Genomic DNA, 16,332 nt, shown 5'->3' with positions numbered 1-16,332 from the left:
GTGCGCGGAGCCGAGTCCGCCGTCCGGGTCGCGCGCGTGGCGCGCGCCGCGGCGGTGCCGGGCTCGCGACCGCACTGGCGGTCCGGCAAGAGGGCGCATCTGGCGCTCAAGCCGGCACCTGCCACGACACCGGCGTGGGTCACTGATGGCACACCCACCACAGCCACAGCACCTGCCACACCCGCCCCACCGACCGCCGCCCCTTCCACCCCCTCCGAGCCTGCCGCCTCGGCGCCCCAGCACGGCACCGACCACCGGGCGCACGCCGCCCGGCGGGTGGCCGCCGCGCTGGCCGAGCGGCCCGATGTCGCCTACGCCTACTGGGACGGCGGCCTCGCCCGCCTGGTGGTCGCCGCGACCGAGGCGGCCGTCGCCGACTCGGTACTGGAGAAGGCGAGCGACCTCGCCATCCGCCACGGGCTGGTGCCCGACGACGAGGCGGTGGAGGAGTTCATCCACCCCGGCGACCCGGTCGGGGTGCGCACCGCGGCGGCCGCCATCGGCGCCGACGTGCTGGGCATCGCCGCCGCGCTGGGCGGCTCCGCGCTGCGGCTGCCCCGGACACCGCGGTTCGTGGCCGCTGGCTCGACGCTGCTGCGCGAGAACCCGCGCTTCCGTGCCTGGCTGCGCGACCGGCTGGGCGCGTCCCGCGCCGACCTCGCGCTGGCCACCGTGAACGCGGCCGTCCACGGCACGGGCGGCACTCCCATCGGCCTGGTGCTCGACGGCGTACTGCGCACCTTCGGGCTGGCCGAGACGCTGGCCCGCGCGGCCGCGTTCGACTCCGTGCACGACCGGCTGTGCGTGCCCGACCGGGACGGCGTGGCCATGGACCGGTTCCCGCGCCCGCCGCTGCGGCGCACGCCCGCCCAGGAGTACGCCGTGCACGCCGAGTCCGGCAGCCTGGTGGGCGCCGCCGCGACCCTGCTCGTCAAGCACGACGCGGGCGAGGCGGCCGAGGCCGTGCTGGCCGGTTCGCCGAAGGCCGCCCGGTACGGGCCCGCCGCCTTCCACGCGGCCCTGAGCTGCGCGCTGGCCCGCACCGGGGTGCTGGTCCGCGACCAGCAGCGGCTGCACCGGCTGGAGACCGCCGGCACCGTCTTCCTGCACCCCAGCGCCCTGCGCACCGCCGACGGCGGCCCCGACCCGTGGGTCGAGCCGGTCCTCGACGCGGCGCGCCGCGCGGGACTGCGCATCGTCGTCGGCGACGATCCCGCGCTCACCGACTTCATCGGCCTCGCCGACCACATCGTGCCCGCCGACCGGTCGTCGGCCGAGGCGGTGGACCGGCTGCGCGACCGCGGCTGTGTGATCACCGTGGCGCGGCCGGCCTCCGCCGACGACACCGACGTCCTCCAAGCGCTGTTCGCCGGCGATCTCGCCGTCGCGGTCGCCGACCGGGACGCGGCCGTCGCCTGGGGCGCGGACGTGCTCGTGCCCGGCGGCCTGGCCGAGGTCTGGCGGCTGCTGGCCGCGGTGCCCGCCGCCCGGCGGGTCGGGCGCCGCTCGCAGACGCTGGCCCGCTCCGGTGCCGCGCTGTCCGGGCTGCTGGTCGCCGTCGGCGAGTCCGAGCGGGGGCGCCGCCACTCGCCGCTGCCGGGCCTGCGGCACATGCCGGTGGACGCCGGCGCGGCGGCGGCGCTCTTCGGCGGGGTGCGCGCGGCCGTCGGCGTGGCCATGGCGCGGACGCCGCGCCCCCAGCCGCGGGTGGCCTGGCACGCCCTGGAGCCGCATGTCGTACGGGCCCGGCTGGCCGACCGGCTGAAGGCCGAGGAGACCGCCGTCGAGCATGCGGCGGGCCGGGCGCGCGAGCTGGCGGTCACCGTCGGGCACAAGCCGGCCATGGCGCCCGCGCGCTGGACGTTCCAGCTCGCCCGTGCCGTACGCGGCGAGCTGGACGATCCGCTCACCCCGGTGCTCGCGGTCGGCTCGGCCGCGTCGGCGATCCTCGGCTCCGTCGCGGACGCGCTGCTGGTCGTCGGCGCGCTCGACCTCAACGCGCTGGTCGGCGGTGTGCAGCGGCTGCGCGCCGAGCGGGCGCTGTCGGGGCTGGTGGCGGAGCAGAAGCAGAAGGCCCGCGTGTCGGGCGAGGGGGAGGGCCAGGGCGAGGGCGCGGCGGCGGCCGGGTCGCGGGAGCCGCGCCGTGACCGGCGACGGCACGGTGCCCCGCACACCGTCGACGCCGCCCGGCTGGTGCCCGGCGATGTGATCGAGCTGAACGCCGACGACGTGGTGCCTGCCGACGCCCGGCTGCTGTGGGAGGACGGTCTGGAGGTGGACGAGTCGGCCCTGACCGGCGAGTCGCTGCCCGTCGACAAGCAGCTGGAGCCCACCCCGCGCGCCGCCGTGCCGGACCGCCGCTGCATGGTCTTCGAGGGCACTACGGTGGTGGCGGGCCGGGCCCGGGCCGTCGTCGTGGAGACCGGCGACCGCACCGAGGCGGCCCGCGCCGTGCACCTCGCCGCCCGCACTCCGCCGGCCGGCGGGGTCCAGGCCCGGCTCCAGGAACTCACCCGCCAGGCCATGCCGCTCACCATGGCGGGCGGCGCCGCGGTCACCGGTCTGTCGCTGCTGCGCGGCGCGCCGATCCGCGAGGCGGTCAGCGGCGGGGTGGCGGTGGCGGTGGCCGCCGTGCCCGAGGGCCTGCCGCTGGTGGCGACGGTGGCGCAGTTGGCGGCCGCGCGGCGGCTGAGCAGGCGGGGCGTCCTGGTGCGCACCCCGCGCACCCTGGAGGTGCTCGGCCGGATGGACACCATCTGCTTCGACAAGACCGGCACCCTCACCGAGAACCGGCTGCGCCTGGTCCGGTTCGCCGGGACGGACGGTGCCGTCCACCGGCTCGACGAGGCGAGCGACGCCGAGGTGCTGCGGATCGCCGTACGGGCCTGCCCGCGGCTGAACGGCGGCGGGGACAAGCCGGTGCACGCCACCGACGAGGCGGTGCTGGAGGCCGTCGGCCGAGACCCGGAGTGGGAGCAGACGGAGGCGCGGCCGTTCGAGGCGGGCCGTGGCTACGCGGGCGCGGTCGGCCGCACCGCGGACGGCGAGCGGGTGTTCGCCGTCAAGGGCGCCCCCGAGATCGTGCTGCCCGCCTGCCGGGACCTGCCCGAGCACGCGGAGGAGACCGCGCACGCGCTGGCCCGCGACGGGCTGCGGGTGCTCGCCGTCGCCAAGCGGCGGCTGGCCGATGCCGAGCGGGACGCCGACGTGGGTGAGGAGCAGCCGCACGACCTGGAGTTCACCGGGCTGCTGGCGCTGGCCGACGTGCCCCGCGAGACGTCCACCGCCCTGGTGCGCGGGCTGCGAGCGGCGGGCGTACGGCCGGTGATGCTGACCGGCGACCATCCGCAGACCGCGCGGGCGATCGCCCTGGAACTGGGCTGGCCCGAGGACACCGCCGTCGTCACCGGCGACGACCTGGCGAACGCGGACCGCTCCGAGCGCTCCCGGATGCTGCGGGACGCGGATGTGGTGGCCCGGGTGGCGCCCGAGCAGAAGCTGCAGGTCGTGGAGGCGCTGCGGGACGCCGGCCGGGTGGTCGGGATGGTCGGCGACGGCGCCAACGACGCGGCCGCCATCCGCGCGGCCGACATCGGCGTGGGCATCAGCGCCCGCGGCTCGGCGGCCGCCCGCAACGCCGCCGACCTGGTGCTCACCGACGCCGATCTCACCGTGCTGGTGGAGGCGGTCGGGGAAGGCCGCGCGCTGTGGCACAGCGTCGCCGACGCCGTCGCCATCCTGATCGGCGGCAACGCGGGCGAGGTCGGCTTCGGCATCCTGGGCACGGTGCTGGCGGGGACCGCGCCGCTGTCGACCCGCCAGATGCTGCTGGTGAACCTGTTCACCGACCTGTTCCCGGCGATGGCCGTCGCGGTCACCCCGAAACAGGACCCGGCCGAGACGGAGCCGTCCGGCCCGCTCGGCACCTCGCTGCTGGGCGCGCCGCTGATGCGGCAGATCCGGCACCGGGCGCTGACCACCTGTCTGGGCGCGGTCGCCGCCTGGCTGTTCGGCCGGTTCACACCGGGCACGACGCGCCGCACCACCACCATGGCGCTGTGCGCGGTGGTCGGCACCCAGCTCGCGCAGACCCTGCTCGACCGCCGGGACAGCCGGCTGGTCCAGCTCACCGCGCTGGGCTCGGCCGCCGCGCTGGTCGCCCTCGTGCAGACGCCGGTCACCAGCCGCCTGGTCGGCTGCACGCCGCTCGGGCCGGTCGCCTGGGCGGGCGTCGCCGCCTCGATCGTCCTGGCGGTCCTGGGCCAGCGGACCCTGCCCCAACTGGAGCGCACCCTCGCGCGCCACCTCCCGGACACCTCGGACATCCACCTGCCGCGGGCACTCCGGCCGGGAGGGTGACGCCCCGCCCCTTTCGAACCGCGCCTCTCACACCGCCCGGAGGTACTGCTCCGGCGTCCGTACCTCGCCGCCCAGCTCGCGTGCCGCGTGCCGCGCCCAGGAGGGGTTGCGGAGGAGCTCGCGACCGAGGAGGACCGCGTCGGCCTCGCCGTTGGCGAGGATCTTCGTCGCCTGCTCGGCCTCGGTGATCAGGCCGACGGCCGCGACCGGCAGCGAGGTCTCGGCCCTCACCCGGGCCGCGAAGGGCACCTGGTAGCCGGGGCCGGTGGGGATGCGCACGGTCGCCGCGTTGCCGCCGGAGGAGACGTCGAGGAGGTCGACGCCGTGCGCCTGGAGTTCACCGGCGAGGCGGACGGTGTCCTCCACGGTCCAGCCGCCCTCCTCCAGCCAGTCGGTCGCCGAGACGCGGAAGAACAGCGGCTTGTCGTCCGGCCACACCTCGCGCACGGCGTCGACGACCTCCAGGGCCAGCCGGGCGCGGTTCTCCCAGGAGCCGCCGTAGGCATCGGTGCGGTGGTTGGAGTGCGGGGAGAGGAACTCGTGGATCAGGTAGCCGTGGGCGCCGTGGATCTCGGCGATCTCGAAACCGGCGGCCAGCGCCCGGCGGGCGGCGTCCGCGAACTGCCGGACGACGTCCTGGATCTCCTCGACGGCCAGCTCCGTCGGCACCGGGTGCCGCTCGTCGAAGGCGACCGGGCTCGGCGCGATCGGCTGCCAGCCGTGCGCGTCCGGCCCGACCGGCGCCCCGCCCTTCCAGGGCCGGTCGGTGCTGGCCTTGCGGCCGGCGTGGGCGAGCTGGATCGCCGGGACGGTGCCCTGGGCGGTGAGGAAGCGGGTGATCCGGCGGAACGCCTCGATCTGGGTGTCGTTCCAGATGCCGAGGTCGTACGGCGAGATGCGGCCCTCGGGGCTCACCGCGGTGGCTTCGACGACGATCAGGCCGGTGCCGCCGGTCGCGCGGGCGGCGTAGTGCGCGAAGTGCCAGTCGTTCGGCGCGCCGGTCTCCGGTCCCTCGGGCGCGGCCGAGTACTGGCACATGGGCGGCATCCACACGCGGTTCGGGATCGTCACATCGCGCAGGGTGTAGGGCTCGAACAGCGCGGTCACGGGCTGGCTCCATTCGTCACGGCGAAAGCGTCGCTCATACGATAGGCATCGTAGTACGGCGGATGTCAAACTACGATGGTTCTCGTACAATGGAGGTCCCGACGAACTGGAGCCACCGCCGTGACCACCGCCAGCGCCAGCCGCACCCTGCCCCACCCGGACCGCGAGGAGATCCGGCTGGAAGACGTGCTGCACGCGCTCTCGGACCCGATGCGGCTGCGGATCGTGCGAGAGCTCGCCGCCGACGGCGACGAGCTCTCCTGTTCGCAGTTCGAGCTGCCGGTCACCAAGTCCACCACCACGCACCACTTCCGGGTGCTGCGCGAGAGCGGCGTCATCCGGCAGATCTACCGAGGCACGGCCAAGATGAACGGCCTGCGCCGGGACGACCTAGACGACCTCTTCCCGGGACTTCTCGACGCCCTGCTCGCCGCCGCCGCCCGCCAGTCCGCCCGGCTCGGCGACGGCTGAACCGCCCTTCGCGGGCAGGTGGTTGAAGAGCAGGTTGAGTACGATCGCGGTCAGGCAGCCGGCGCTGATACCGCTGTGCATGACCGTCTGGAACCAGTCGGGGAACTTGTCGTAGACCGTCGGCACACCCACCGGCAGCACACCCATCGCCACCGAGACGGCTACCACCGTCAGATTGTGGTTGCCCTTGAAGTCGACCTCGGCGAGTGTCCGCAGACCGCTCGCCGCGACCGTCCCGAACATCACCAGGCCCGCGCCGCCCAGCACCGGAGCCGGGATCGCCGCCACCACCGCGCCCAGCTTGGGCAGCAGTCCGAGCAGCACCAGGATGCCGCCCGCCGCCGCGACCACCCAGCGGCTGCGCACCCGGGTCATGCCGACCAGGCCGACGTTCTGCGCGTACGCCGTGTACGGGAAGGTGTTGAAGACGCCGCCCAGCACGGTCGACAGTCCGTCGGCGCGCAGTCCGTCGGCGAGAGCGCGAGGCTCCAGCCTGCGGTCGGTCATCTCGCCGACCGCGATGAAGTCACCGGTGGTCTCCGTCATGCAGACCAGCGCGACCACCAGCATGGAGACGATCGCCGACACCTCGAAGGTCGGCGCCCCGAAGTGGAACGGCGTGCTGACGCCCACCCAGTCGGCGTCCCCGACCCCGCCGAAGTCCGTGAACCCGAACGGCACCGCGACCGCGAGCCCCACCGCGATACCGATCAGCACCGCGATCCGGCTCAGGAACACCGGCGCGAAGCGCTGCACGCCCAGCACCACCGCCAGGACGAAGGCCGCGAGCGCCAGGTTCTTCGGCTCCCCGAAGTCCTTCGCGCCGGCGCCGCCCGCGGCCCAGTTGCCCGCGACCGGCAGCAGCGAGATACCGATGATCAGGATCACCGTGCCGGTGACCAGGGGCGGGAAGAAGCGCAGCAGCCGGCCGAAGACGGGCGCGAGCAGCACGATCGCCAGGCCCGCGACGATCACCGAGCCGTAGATCGCGGGCAGTCCGCCACCCGTCGTACCGATCAGCACCATCGGTGAGACGGCCGCGAAGGTACAGCCCTGCATGATCGGCAGCCGGACGCCGAACCGCCAGAAGCCGATGCACTGGATGAGCGTGGCTATGCCGCAGACCAGCAGGTCGGCGGTGATCAGATACGCCAGATCCGCGGGCGGCAGCTGCATCGCCCCGCCGACGATCAGCGGCACGGCCACCGCGCCCGCGTACATCGCGAGCACATGCTGCAGCCCGAAGGCGGCCAACTGCCGTGCGGGCGGAACCTCGTCGACGGGGTGGACGGGAGGTGCGGTCGATGCCATGGGCACTCCAGAGCGGCGGTGAGGAGAACACGCGGCACACGCGGGACACGCGGGAACACGCGGGAACATCCGGGAACATCCGGGAATCCGAACTGCTGGAGACCGTAGGCCGCTTGAACAGTTTGTTGATTTCCGGATTGTTGCCACCGTGTGTCATGCCCACCGAAACGATGGCCGCCCGCGCTACACGCCCCGAGACCGTCCCGATGCGGCCCGCGCAGCCGTCAGCAGCGACGGCCAGTCCGGCAGCTTGACGACACTCCGCCCGAGCGACACCCCGAGCTCCGCTTCGGCCCGCTCGATCGCCCGCCACCCCGGCCACTCCACCGGCTCGACCCCCTCCGCGCGCAACGCGGCCAGCGGATCCTCCGCCACCTCCCGGCACACGAGCAGGGGCACGTCCGCCAGCAGTGACGTCACCGTCTCCTTGGCGCACGGCCGGTTGGTGCCGATGACCCCGGTCGGGCCCCGCTTGATCCAGCCCGCAACGTACTCGCCCGGAGCCACCACCCCACCGCGCAGCACCCTCCCCTCGGCATGCGGCACCGTGCCGCGGTCCGCGTCGAACGGCAGCCCCTCCAGCGGCATCCCGCGATAACCCACCGACCGCAGCACCAGCTGCGCCTGGACCACCTCGAACTCACCGGTGCCCGTCACCCCGCCGCGCCCGTCCGGCGCCGTCCGCTCGAAGCGCACCGCGCCCACCCGCCCCGCCTCGGCGAGCAGCTCGACGGGACGCAGGAAGAACCGCAGCCGGATCCGGCGCGGCGCGCCCCGCGGCGCACGGTCCGCCCAGCCGCGCAGCACCTCCACGTTGCGGCGCTGCGGCGCGGCCAGTGCGGCGGGGTCGGCGAGGGCCGGGTCCAGCGCCAGCTCGGCCGGATCGACGCTCACCTCGGCGTCCGGCAGCGTGCCCAGCTCACGCAGCTCCTTGGTGGTGAACCGGGCCTGGGACGGACCGCGCCGGCCCACCGTCTGGATCTCCGCCACCCGGCTGGCGCCCAGCGCGCGCAGCGCCGCCTCGGGCATGTCGGTCGGGCTCAGCTCGGCCGCGCCGCGCGCCAGGATGCGGGTGACGTCCACCGCCACGTTCCCCACGCCGATCACCACGGCCGACCGGGCGTCCCGGACGAAACCGTCGTCGACGGCGTCCGGATGGGCGCTGTACCAGGACACGAACTGCGTGGCCGACCAGCTCCCCGGCAGATCCTCGCCCGGAATGCCAAGCCGCCGGTCGGTGGCGGCGCCCACGCAGTACACCACCGCGTGGTACAGCTCCCGCAGCCGGGCGGCGGGCACCCCGCCGGCGCCGATCTGCACGCCGCCGAGGAACCGCACCCGCTCGTGCTCCAGGACCGCGCGCAGATTGTTCTGCAGCGACTTGATCTTCTCGTGGTCCGGCGCCACGCCGTAGCGCACCAGGCCGTACGGGCACGGCAGCCGGTCGAGGACGTCGACCAGCGCCACGGGTTCCTGCTGCACGATGTTCTGGGCGGAGTAGACCCCGCTCGGCCCGGACCCTACGACGGCGACACGCAGCACGGCGGAACTCCTTCATCCCGGGGACCGACAGGAGATCGCTGGTGCTTCCAGCATCGCACCGCCGCGGCTGCGCTGACAGGGTGCTGTGCGCGGGATCGGACGCGTGTCCGTTCGTATGGAGTGTGATCATGAGGTTACGTTGCGTGTGTGCTAGAAGCATCCTTTCTTAATCTTTCCGACCGTCGGCCGGAGGACGGCGCGGTGTCCGTGTGGCCCGCGTGGGAGGTGCGGGAGGACGACGGCGCGACCGTCTGGTTCCACGTGCGGCTGGCCTTCGCCGACTGCGCCCAGGTCGAGGCGCTGGCCGTCGTGGTGGACGGGACCGTCTCCCTGGAGGACGTCCGGGCCCGGCCCGCGCTCTCCCTCGACGACCTGACGGTGCTCGCCGACTGGATCGAGGAGCCGCTGTTCGAGGCGTGCGGCATCCGTGCCGACTCCGCCGGTCACGACGGACCGGACGGGTACGCGGAGCCGGACGGGTGTGCCGGAGCGAGCCGGGCCCGGCCACCGTGGCCGCGCGGTGTCGAGGGGCGGTGGCTCATCGCGCAGGAGTACCGGGCGGCCCAGGAGGAGGGCGCCGACCCCGTGCTCGCGGTGATGTGCGCGACCGGGCACGGCCGCCGCAAGTCGCTGCGGCTCATCGCCCAGGCACGCGACGCCGGTTTCCTCTCCCCGCGGCACGCCCGGCGGGGCTGACGCTCGCGCGGGAACGCTGGCGGCGGCTGACGCGTGCGGGAACGCCGGCGGGGCTGACGCGCGCGACGCCGGTGGGGCTGACGCGCAGGCGGGGCGGCGTCAGAGCATCCGCCGCATCCGCGTGATCTCGCTCGTCTGCTGGGCGACCACGTCGTCGGCCATCTCCTCGATCCTCAGGTTGTTGCCCTGCGACTTGGCGTCCACGGCCATGGTGATCGCTCCTTCGTGATGGGTGATCATCAGCGTCAGGAACAGCTGGTCGAAGGCCTTCCCCTGGGCCGCGCGCAGCTTCTTCAGTTGCGCCTCGGTGGCCATTCCCGGCATCGCGTGGTGGTAGTGGTCCGTGCCCGTCTCCGCCTTGCCGTGTTCCTTCAGCCAGGCCCTCATCACCTCGATCTCCGGCGCCTGTGCGGCGGCGATCCGCTCAGCCAGCTTCTCGACCTGCGTCGACTCGGCACGGTCCGGGGCGAGTTCGGTCATCTCGAGGGCCTGGGTGTGGTGCTCGATCATCATCCGGGCGTAGTCGACGTCCGCGGAGTTGGGCGTGTCGTCGTCGGTGCGCCGCTGCGCCGCCTCCTCGGCGGACAGGGTCCGGTTCGGCTCGCCGGGAGCGCCCGGCACGAGCACGGAGGGGCCGCTCGCCCTGTCCGGCTCGGGCGCCGGGCCCGAGTCGCAGGCGCCGAGTCCCAGTACGGCCAGCGCGGTCAGTGGGACCGTGGCACGCAACGTGCGGCGGAAGGGCACGACGACCTCCTGTGAGGGGCAGGGTGCGAGGGACACCTCGTGAGTGCTGGAGACCGTCTTAACACGCCGGTGAGCAGCGTTCCTTGAAAACATTCATTACATCTCTGTTGCCCCCCTGTTGATATGTGCATGGTGAAGACGATACTTCGGGGGTCCGTGAACCGTTCCCTTGCGAACGGAACAAGGGAGGATGCAGTGACCCTGTTGAGCAATCCCCGTACACGGCGCAGACGCCTGGGCATAGCCACGGCTGCCGCCGGGCTCCTGGCCGCGCTGATCACCGCACAACCCGCGGTCGCCACCCCCGACCCGGGGGACGCGCCGGCCTCGGAGAGCCGGGTGTCGCAGAGCACCCGGGAAGAGGTCCAGGAGGCGGTGCAGGACGGGGCGATACCCGGCCAGGACGAGATCGTCCACTCCGCCAACGTCCAGCACCTGGCGAACATCCCCAAGGACGTGCTGCCCGGCACCAACTCCGACCTGGCCTTCCAGGGCAAGTACGCCTTCGCCGGCAACTACGACGGCTTCCGCATCTTCGACATCAGCGACCCCAAGGCCCCCAAGACGGTCGCGCAGGTGCTGTGTCCCGGATCGCAGAACGACATCTCCGTCTCCGGCGACCTGCTGTTCCTGTCCACCGACTCCTCGCGCAGCGACAGCAGTTGCAGCAGCACCACCCAGCCGGTGACCGAGAAGTCCTCGTGGGAGGGCATGAAGGTCTTCGACATCAGCGACAAGACGAACCCCAAGTACGTCGCCGCCGTCGAGACCGCCTGCGGTTCGCACACCCACACGCTGGTGCCCGAGCGCCGCAACGTCTACATCTACGTCTCCTCCTACTCGCCGAACGCCGCCTACCCCGACTGCCAGCCGCCGCACGACGGCATCTCCGTCATCAAGGTGCCGCGCAAGGCCCCCGAGAAGGCGGCGGTCGTGAGCTTCCCGGTGCTGTTCCCGGGTGAGGGCGCGGACGGCGGCGGCAACCCGGGCGGCCCGGTCAACCCGGGCGTCTCCAAGACCACCGGCTGCCACGACATCACCGTGCTGCCCTCCAAGGACCTCGCGGCGGGCGCCTGCATGGGCGACGGCATCCTCTTCTCCATCGAGGACCCGGAGCACCCGAAGGTCCTCGACCAGGTGCAGGACAACGTCAACTTCGCGTTCTGGCACTCGGCGACCTTCAACCAGAAGGCCAACAAGGTCGTCTTCACCGACGAGCTGGGCGGCGGCGGCGCGGCCACCTGCAACGCGGCCATCGGACCGAACCGCGGCGCGGACGGCATCTACGACATCGTCGGCAAGGGCGACAAGCGCGAGCTCGTCTTCCGCAGCTACTTCAAGATCCCCCGTCACCAGGCGGACACCGAGAACTGCGTGGCGCACAACGGCTCGCTGATCCCGGTCAAGGGCAAGGACCTCATGGTCCAGGCCTGGTACCAGGGCGGCGTCTCGGTCTGGGACTTCACCGACTCCTCCGCGCCCAAGGAGATCGCCTACTTCGAGCGTGGTCCGCTGAGCACCGAACGCCTCGTCACGGGCGGTTCGTGGTCGGCGTACTACTACAACGGCTACATCTACTCGAACGACATGGCGAAGGGCTTCGACGTCCTGAAGCTCGACGACCGGCGCACCGACCCCGCCAGGTGGGTGCGGCTGGACGAGCTCAACGTCCAGACACAGCCGGACTACTTCGACTGATCCACGGCCGGGGCGCCCGTCGCGAAGAACCGCGACAGATCCCGGTCGCACTCCCCGCCGGGCGCCTCGGCACCCGGCGGGGAGCCCTGTTCCCAGTCCAGGCCGTAGCGCCGGAACAGCTCGGCGCGCACCGGGGCGATCGGCATCCCCACGTTGGGCAGCACCATCGCGTAGACCGAGCCCATGAGTTGGGCGCGCAGCGTCGGATAGTCGGCCTCGGCGTCCCGCGAACCGCGCCGGGCGACGGTCTCGCGCAGCAGCTCCGCGAGCCGCTGCTGCTCGGGGCACTGCACGAACCCCTCCGCCTGCAACAGCCCCGCCATGTGCTGACGCATCAGCACCGTCCGGTCGCGGGCCAGTCCCAGGATCGCGTCCACGGCCCGAGCCATCCGCTCCCGGCCGTCCTCGGTACGCGGTTCGCGCTCCAGCGCCTCCTCCAGCGTGCGGTGCATCAGCCGGTGCACGGCCGACTGCACCAACTGGCGTTTGCCGGGGAAGTAGTACGACACCAGTCCGCGCGCCGAGCCGGCCCGGTCCGCGATGTCCCCCAGCGTGGTGGCCTCGTACCCACGCTCGCCCACGAGTTCGACCGCCGCCTGGAGCAGCTTTTCCCGGGAACGGCGCCGCAACTCTTCATTGACCGCGGCGCTGCGAGGGGACATCCTGTAACTCCTGCGTTGACTGGCTGCCAGCCAACTATACTCAGCGCGTGCCTGCCGACCCGTGTCCGGGTCCGGCCGGGTGGCCGCCCGCCTCGGGCGACGCGGGGGATCGTCCGAGGCGGCCGGTGGCTGTCAGCCCACCGGCACGGCCGCGTCCTCGTCGGCACGCCGGTCGCCGCCCACCCTCAGCACCGAGCGCGGCTCGGCCCGAAGTGCCGTACAGGCCAACCGGAAAGCCGCAGGCCGCCCGAAGGCCGGCCGGCGCGGGCCTCGGGTGATATCCCACAGGGCGGTTGCCGGGCGCGTCATGCAACGCCGGTTCGGACAGCGGTAGCTGTGCGGAGAGACCGGCATCTGTGCGGAGAGTCCGGGACCTGCGCGGAGAGTCCGGTGACGCCGACGCCGGTGCGGTCACGGCCGCAGCCGCTGATGTGCCGCGATCGCCCCGGCCACCAGCGCCGCCCCCAGCAGCCAGCCGCCGACGACGTCCGAGAGCCAGTGCACGCCCAGCCACACGCGGGTGAGGCCGACGCCGGCCACGGAGACCACCGCCGCGGTCACCGCCGTACGCCACACGACGCGGCTGACGCCATGACGGTGCAGCAGCCACAGGAGCAGTCCGCAGACGACCGTGGCCGTCATGGCGTGGCCGGAGGGGAAGGCCGCGTAGTGGGCGGAGTCCACCGGGTCGGGCCACACGGGCCGGGCGCGACCCACCGCCGCCTTGAGGGCCTGCTGCACCAGCGTCCCCAGCGCCACCGTCACCGCCAGCCACAGCGCCGTCCACCAGGTTCTCGTCCGCCACAGCAGCCACACCACGACCACCCCGCACAGCAGGCGCATGGTGACGGGATCCCAGATCCAGTCCGTCAGGATCCGGAAGGCCTGGGTCAGGCCCGACTCGGCGACCGCCCAGCGATGGGTGGTGCGGGCGACGTCGCCGTCGAGGGAGAGCAGCGGGCGCCACTCGGCCGCGACGAGGGCCAGGAGCAGCACCGAGCACAGCGCCAGCACGGTCCCGGCGCGGACGGCGACACGGTGCCGCGGCGGCTGCGGTGGCTGGGGCGGGGAGTCGACGGAGGGGGAGTGCATGATGCGATCCTCGCCCAAAGGTGGGGCGAAAGGTCAAGCCGGGGTCAAGAACACGCCGTCACGGTGACCAGCCCAGGGCCCGCAGCGCGGGCCCGAACGCCACCAGCAGCGGCACCACCGGCACCAGCGCCGCCGCCGCGGTCAGCCGCAGCCGGCGGGCCGCGGTGAGCCGGTCCGGCGGCGTGAGCAGCCGGTGCACCCGCTGCGGGAGATGCGCCTGCGGGGCCGGGCCTGGACCGAACACACCGCGGTCCTCGTTGAGTTCCACCAGCGCCAGCGCGGTCGTCAGCCGTCCGAAACGCCGCGATGCGCTGTCGTCGGCGGCGAGTTCCACCAGCCGGTGCATCTCGTCCCGGAACGCGGCGAACACCGGCACCTGCGGAAAGGCCGTCGCCAGCGCGCCCGAGCAGTGCAGCAGCCAGTCGTGCCGGGCCCGCGCGTGGCCCTGCTCATGGGCGAGCAGGGCGTCCAGCTGCCGCCCCTTGAGGCGGCGCAGCGCGGCGGTGGTGACGACGAGCCGCGGCGCCGCGCCCGGCAGCCACCAGGCGTCCGGCCGCTCCCCCTCCAGCACCACCAGCCGCCCCCGGCCCGGTTCCTCACCCGGCAACAGCGGTGCGCGTTCGGACACTTCGGCCTGCCGGTGCCTGCTCCGCCCCCGGGCCCGGACGATCTCGCGGACCAGCATCGTCGCGCTCCACGCCCCGCCGAGGGCGAGCGCCACCGCGGTCGTCGCCGCCCAGGGACCGGCCGCGCCGAACGCGTAGGCCTCCACGACCGCGCGCGGCGCCGGGGCGAACACATGGCCGCGCACGGCCTGCCAGGCGGCCGCCGCGCTGAGCGTCATCGACAGCGCGCAGCACAGCAGCACCGCCGCCACCACGCACTGCCACACCCACAGCGCGACCACCGGTTCCCGGTCCGGCCATTCGGCCCGGGCGAACAGCCGAGGGGCCGCCACGGCGGTCAGGGCGCCGAGCAGCAGCAATGCCGCGGGGAGCATCATGCGGTCAACCCTATGAGCGGCGGCTACCCGGCGGTACGGGGCGCTGTCGCGAAGTGACGCAGACCACGGAATCCGTCGTGCGCGACCACGGATTCCGCAGCGCCGGGCCGCCCGGACCCTTCTTGCCTGTGGCGCCGGCGCCGGCCCTCACATCGTCAGCAGCATCGCGACCATGGCGATCCCCATCGACAGCCGGCAGGCCCGCGCCAGCTCCGGCCGGTCGGCCCAGCCCGCGCCGGGCGCCCGGGCGGCACCCGCCACCGCCGGTACCGGGATCAGGCGGGCGCCGGACAGCAGCACGTACCCGGCGAAGTACAGCAGCAGTGCCCCCGTCACCAGCGGGACGCCACCGTTTCCGTGGGCGTGCCCGGCCGCCGGGGCGGCGGACATCACCAGCGCCATGTAGACCATGGCCAGTGCGCCCACCAGGTGGTGCAGATGGTGCGGGCCGGTCCGCGCCGCCCACAGGGCGCGCAGCGCCGCCGCGCCGAAGACCGCGGCGTAGCCGGGCCAGGCCCAGGACGGCGGGGTGTAGAACGCCGCCGGAACGGCCATCGCGGCCATGCCGAATCCCATCAGCGCCTCGCCGCCCGCGGCCCGGCGCTGCTCCTCCACGCTGCTGCGCATCCGCAGCAGGCAGTAGGCGCCGGTCGCCGCGCACAGCGCGACCAGCAGCCATCCGGACGATGCCGGTCCGTGCACGCGCGCCTCCCCGCTCGACGTCGGTCAAGGGATGCCCGGCGGACCCGGTGCGCACGCGAGCGCAAGGGTGTACACGGGGGGCATGCGGGGGAGCGCGGGCGTGTCGGTCGAGGTCGGTGACGTACGTCGGTCCAGGTCGGTGACGTACGTCGGTCCAGGTCGGTGGCGTACGTGGGTCCGGGCCGGTGGCGTACGTCGGTCCACGTCGGTGGCGTCCACGAGGTGCCGACCGTCCTCCTGGCCACGCGCAGGTGAATCGTTCACGAGTAAAACACCTGCTAATCTGTTTCCATGAGCAGCGTGCCCCCGGACCCGACCACCCCCCGCTCCCGACGACTCCCGCTCGCCGCGGCACTCCGCCTCGGCCGCCCCTCCGACATCTGGTTCAAGCCCGCGCTGAGCGTCGTCGTCTCGATCGCCCCGCCCAATCTGACCCTCCTGGCGCTCGGCCGCCTCGACCTGGCCATGTACACGATGGCCGGGTCGCTGTGCGCGCTCTACGCCCACAACCGCCCCTACGCCGCCCGCGCCCGCGTGCTGGCCCTGGTGGTGCTCGGGATGCTCGGCGGTCTCGCGGTGTCCCTGTTCGCGGCCTCGCTGACCACGAACGCGGTGGTCCTCGTCACCGTCGGCGCGCTGCTCGCCGCCGCGCACAAGGCGCTGTGCGACGCCACCCGCCTCGGCCCGCCCGGCAACGTGGTCCTCACCTTCGTCAGCTCCGCCGCCCTGTTCCTCCCGCAGAGCCTCGGCCAGGTCCCCGGCCATCTGGCGCTGGGCCTGGCGGCGGGTGTCTGGGCGTGGCTGGTGTGCATGGCGCCCGGTCTGCTCCGCCCGCACGGCCCGGAGCGCCGCGCCGTGGCGCAGGCCCTGAACGCCGCCGCCGCGTACGCCGCCACGGACGGCACCGGCGGCCGCCCGGGCCCGGGTGTGTCCGGCGCCGGTGCC

The 16,332-nt window shown here is 73.8% G+C and carries 12 protein-coding genes and 1 pseudogene; 5 read left to right on the top strand and 8 right to left on the bottom strand.

Annotation, left to right across the window (positions count from 1 at the left end; translation table 11 throughout):
* The gene (locus ABT232_RS37990) at positions 1-4,359 is read left to right on the top strand and encodes a cation-translocating P-type ATPase (protein WP_351849291.1); all 4,359 of its coding nucleotides are present in this window, start codon (positions 1-3) and stop codon (positions 4,357-4,359) included.
* Between the two features lie 27 nt (positions 4,360-4,386).
* Here ABT232_RS37990 and ABT232_RS37985 read toward each other — a convergent pair whose 3' ends face one another.
* Positions 4,387-5,466, bottom strand: coding sequence for an NADH:flavin oxidoreductase/NADH oxidase (locus ABT232_RS37985; protein ID WP_351849288.1), 1,080 nt, complete (start codon positions 5,464-5,466; stop codon positions 4,387-4,389).
* A gap of 75 nt (positions 5,467-5,541) precedes the next feature.
* On the opposite strand from ABT232_RS37985, the gene ABT232_RS37980 reads away from it, so the two are divergent.
* Entirely contained in the window at positions 5,542-5,937 is a 396-nt protein-coding gene (locus ABT232_RS37980; RefSeq protein WP_450871593.1) for an ArsR/SmtB family transcription factor, read from the top strand.
* On the opposite strand, the gene ABT232_RS37975 is transcribed toward ABT232_RS37980, so the two are convergent.
* Together ABT232_RS37975 and ABT232_RS37970 are read right to left on the bottom strand one after the other, a co-directional pair.
* Entirely contained in the window at positions 5,857-7,248 is a 1,392-nt protein-coding gene (locus tag ABT232_RS37975; protein ID WP_351849282.1) for a nucleobase:cation symporter-2 family protein, read from the bottom strand. The two genes, ABT232_RS37980 and ABT232_RS37975, sit on opposite strands and share 81 nt — an antisense overlap.
* A 183-nt stretch (positions 7,249-7,431) precedes the next feature.
* Entirely contained in the window at positions 7,432-8,790 is a 1,359-nt protein-coding gene (locus ABT232_RS37970; RefSeq protein ID WP_351849280.1) for an FAD-dependent oxidoreductase, read from the bottom strand.
* 201 nt (positions 8,791-8,991) lie between these two features.
* Between ABT232_RS37970 and ABT232_RS37965 the strand changes: the two genes are divergently transcribed.
* A complete protein-coding gene (locus ABT232_RS37965; RefSeq protein WP_351849278.1) occupies positions 8,992-9,486 on the top strand; it encodes a DUF6214 family protein in 495 nt (164 codons plus the stop codon).
* Between the two features lie 99 nt (positions 9,487-9,585).
* Here ABT232_RS37965 and ABT232_RS37960 read toward each other — a convergent pair whose 3' ends face one another.
* Positions 9,586-10,230 carry a DUF305 domain-containing protein gene (locus ABT232_RS37960; protein ID WP_351849275.1) on the bottom strand — a complete coding sequence of 215 codons (645 nt, stop codon included), beginning with the start codon at positions 10,228-10,230 and terminating at the stop codon, positions 9,586-9,588.
* A gap of 195 nt (positions 10,231-10,425) precedes the next feature.
* Between ABT232_RS37960 and ABT232_RS37955 the strand changes: the two genes are divergently transcribed.
* Positions 10,426-11,928, top strand: a complete 1,503-nt coding sequence (locus tag ABT232_RS37955) for an LVIVD repeat-containing protein (RefSeq protein ID WP_351849272.1) — start codon at positions 10,426-10,428, stop codon at positions 11,926-11,928.
* Here ABT232_RS37955 and ABT232_RS37950 read toward each other — a convergent pair.
* From ABT232_RS37950 to ABT232_RS37935, 4 genes are all read right to left on the bottom strand, one after another.
* Complete coding sequence (locus ABT232_RS37950; RefSeq protein ID WP_351849269.1) at positions 11,916-12,590, bottom strand: TetR/AcrR family transcriptional regulator; 675 nt, start codon at positions 12,588-12,590, stop codon at positions 11,916-11,918. The two genes, ABT232_RS37955 and ABT232_RS37950, sit on opposite strands and share 13 nt — an antisense overlap.
* Positions 12,591-13,001: 411 nt before the next feature.
* Positions 13,002-13,682, bottom strand: a complete 681-nt coding sequence (locus ABT232_RS37945) for a phosphatase PAP2 family protein (RefSeq protein WP_351849266.1) — start codon at positions 13,680-13,682, stop codon at positions 13,002-13,004.
* A gap of 58 nt (positions 13,683-13,740) precedes the next feature.
* Positions 13,741-14,685 carry a M56 family metallopeptidase gene (locus ABT232_RS37940; protein ID WP_351849264.1) on the bottom strand — a complete coding sequence of 315 codons (945 nt, stop codon included), beginning with the start codon at positions 14,683-14,685 and terminating at the stop codon, positions 13,741-13,743.
* 147 nt (positions 14,686-14,832) lie between these two features.
* On the bottom strand, positions 14,833-15,387 hold the full coding sequence (locus tag ABT232_RS37935; RefSeq protein ID WP_351849261.1) for a DUF5134 domain-containing protein: 555 nt from the start codon (positions 15,385-15,387) through the stop codon (positions 14,833-14,835).
* 291 nt (positions 15,388-15,678) lie between these two features.
* Between ABT232_RS37935 and ABT232_RS37930 the strand changes: the two are divergent.
* Positions 15,679-16,332 (top strand): annotated as a pseudogene (locus tag ABT232_RS37930) (FUSC family protein); the annotation flags it as partial.

This window comes from Streptomyces sp. NPDC001532 (genome assembly GCF_040298625.1).
In the GTDB taxonomy this organism is placed as follows: Bacteria; Actinomycetota; Actinomycetes; order Streptomycetales; family Streptomycetaceae; genus Streptomyces.
Note: the sequence above shows the minus strand (reverse complement) of the source record. Positions and strands in the feature narration are given on the sequence as shown.

Excerpts from the sequence above, each read along its gene's own strand:
- ABT232_RS37980 (WP_450871593.1), top strand. The coding sequence starts at position 5,542 with ATGGTTCTCGTACAATGGAGGTCCCGACGAACTGGAGCCACCGCCGTG.
- ABT232_RS37975 (WP_351849282.1), bottom strand. The coding sequence starts at position 7,248 with ATGGCATCGACCGCACCTCCCGTCCACCCCGTCGACGAGGTTCCGCCC.
- ABT232_RS37950 (WP_351849269.1), bottom strand. The coding sequence starts at position 12,590 with ATGTCCCCTCGCAGCGCCGCGGTCAATGAAGAGTTGCGGCGCCGTTCC.
- ABT232_RS37945 (WP_351849266.1), bottom strand. The coding sequence starts at position 13,682 with ATGCACTCCCCCTCCGTCGACTCCCCGCCCCAGCCACCGCAGCCGCCG.
- ABT232_RS37940 (WP_351849264.1), bottom strand. The coding sequence starts at position 14,685 with ATGATGCTCCCCGCGGCATTGCTGCTGCTCGGCGCCCTGACCGCCGTG.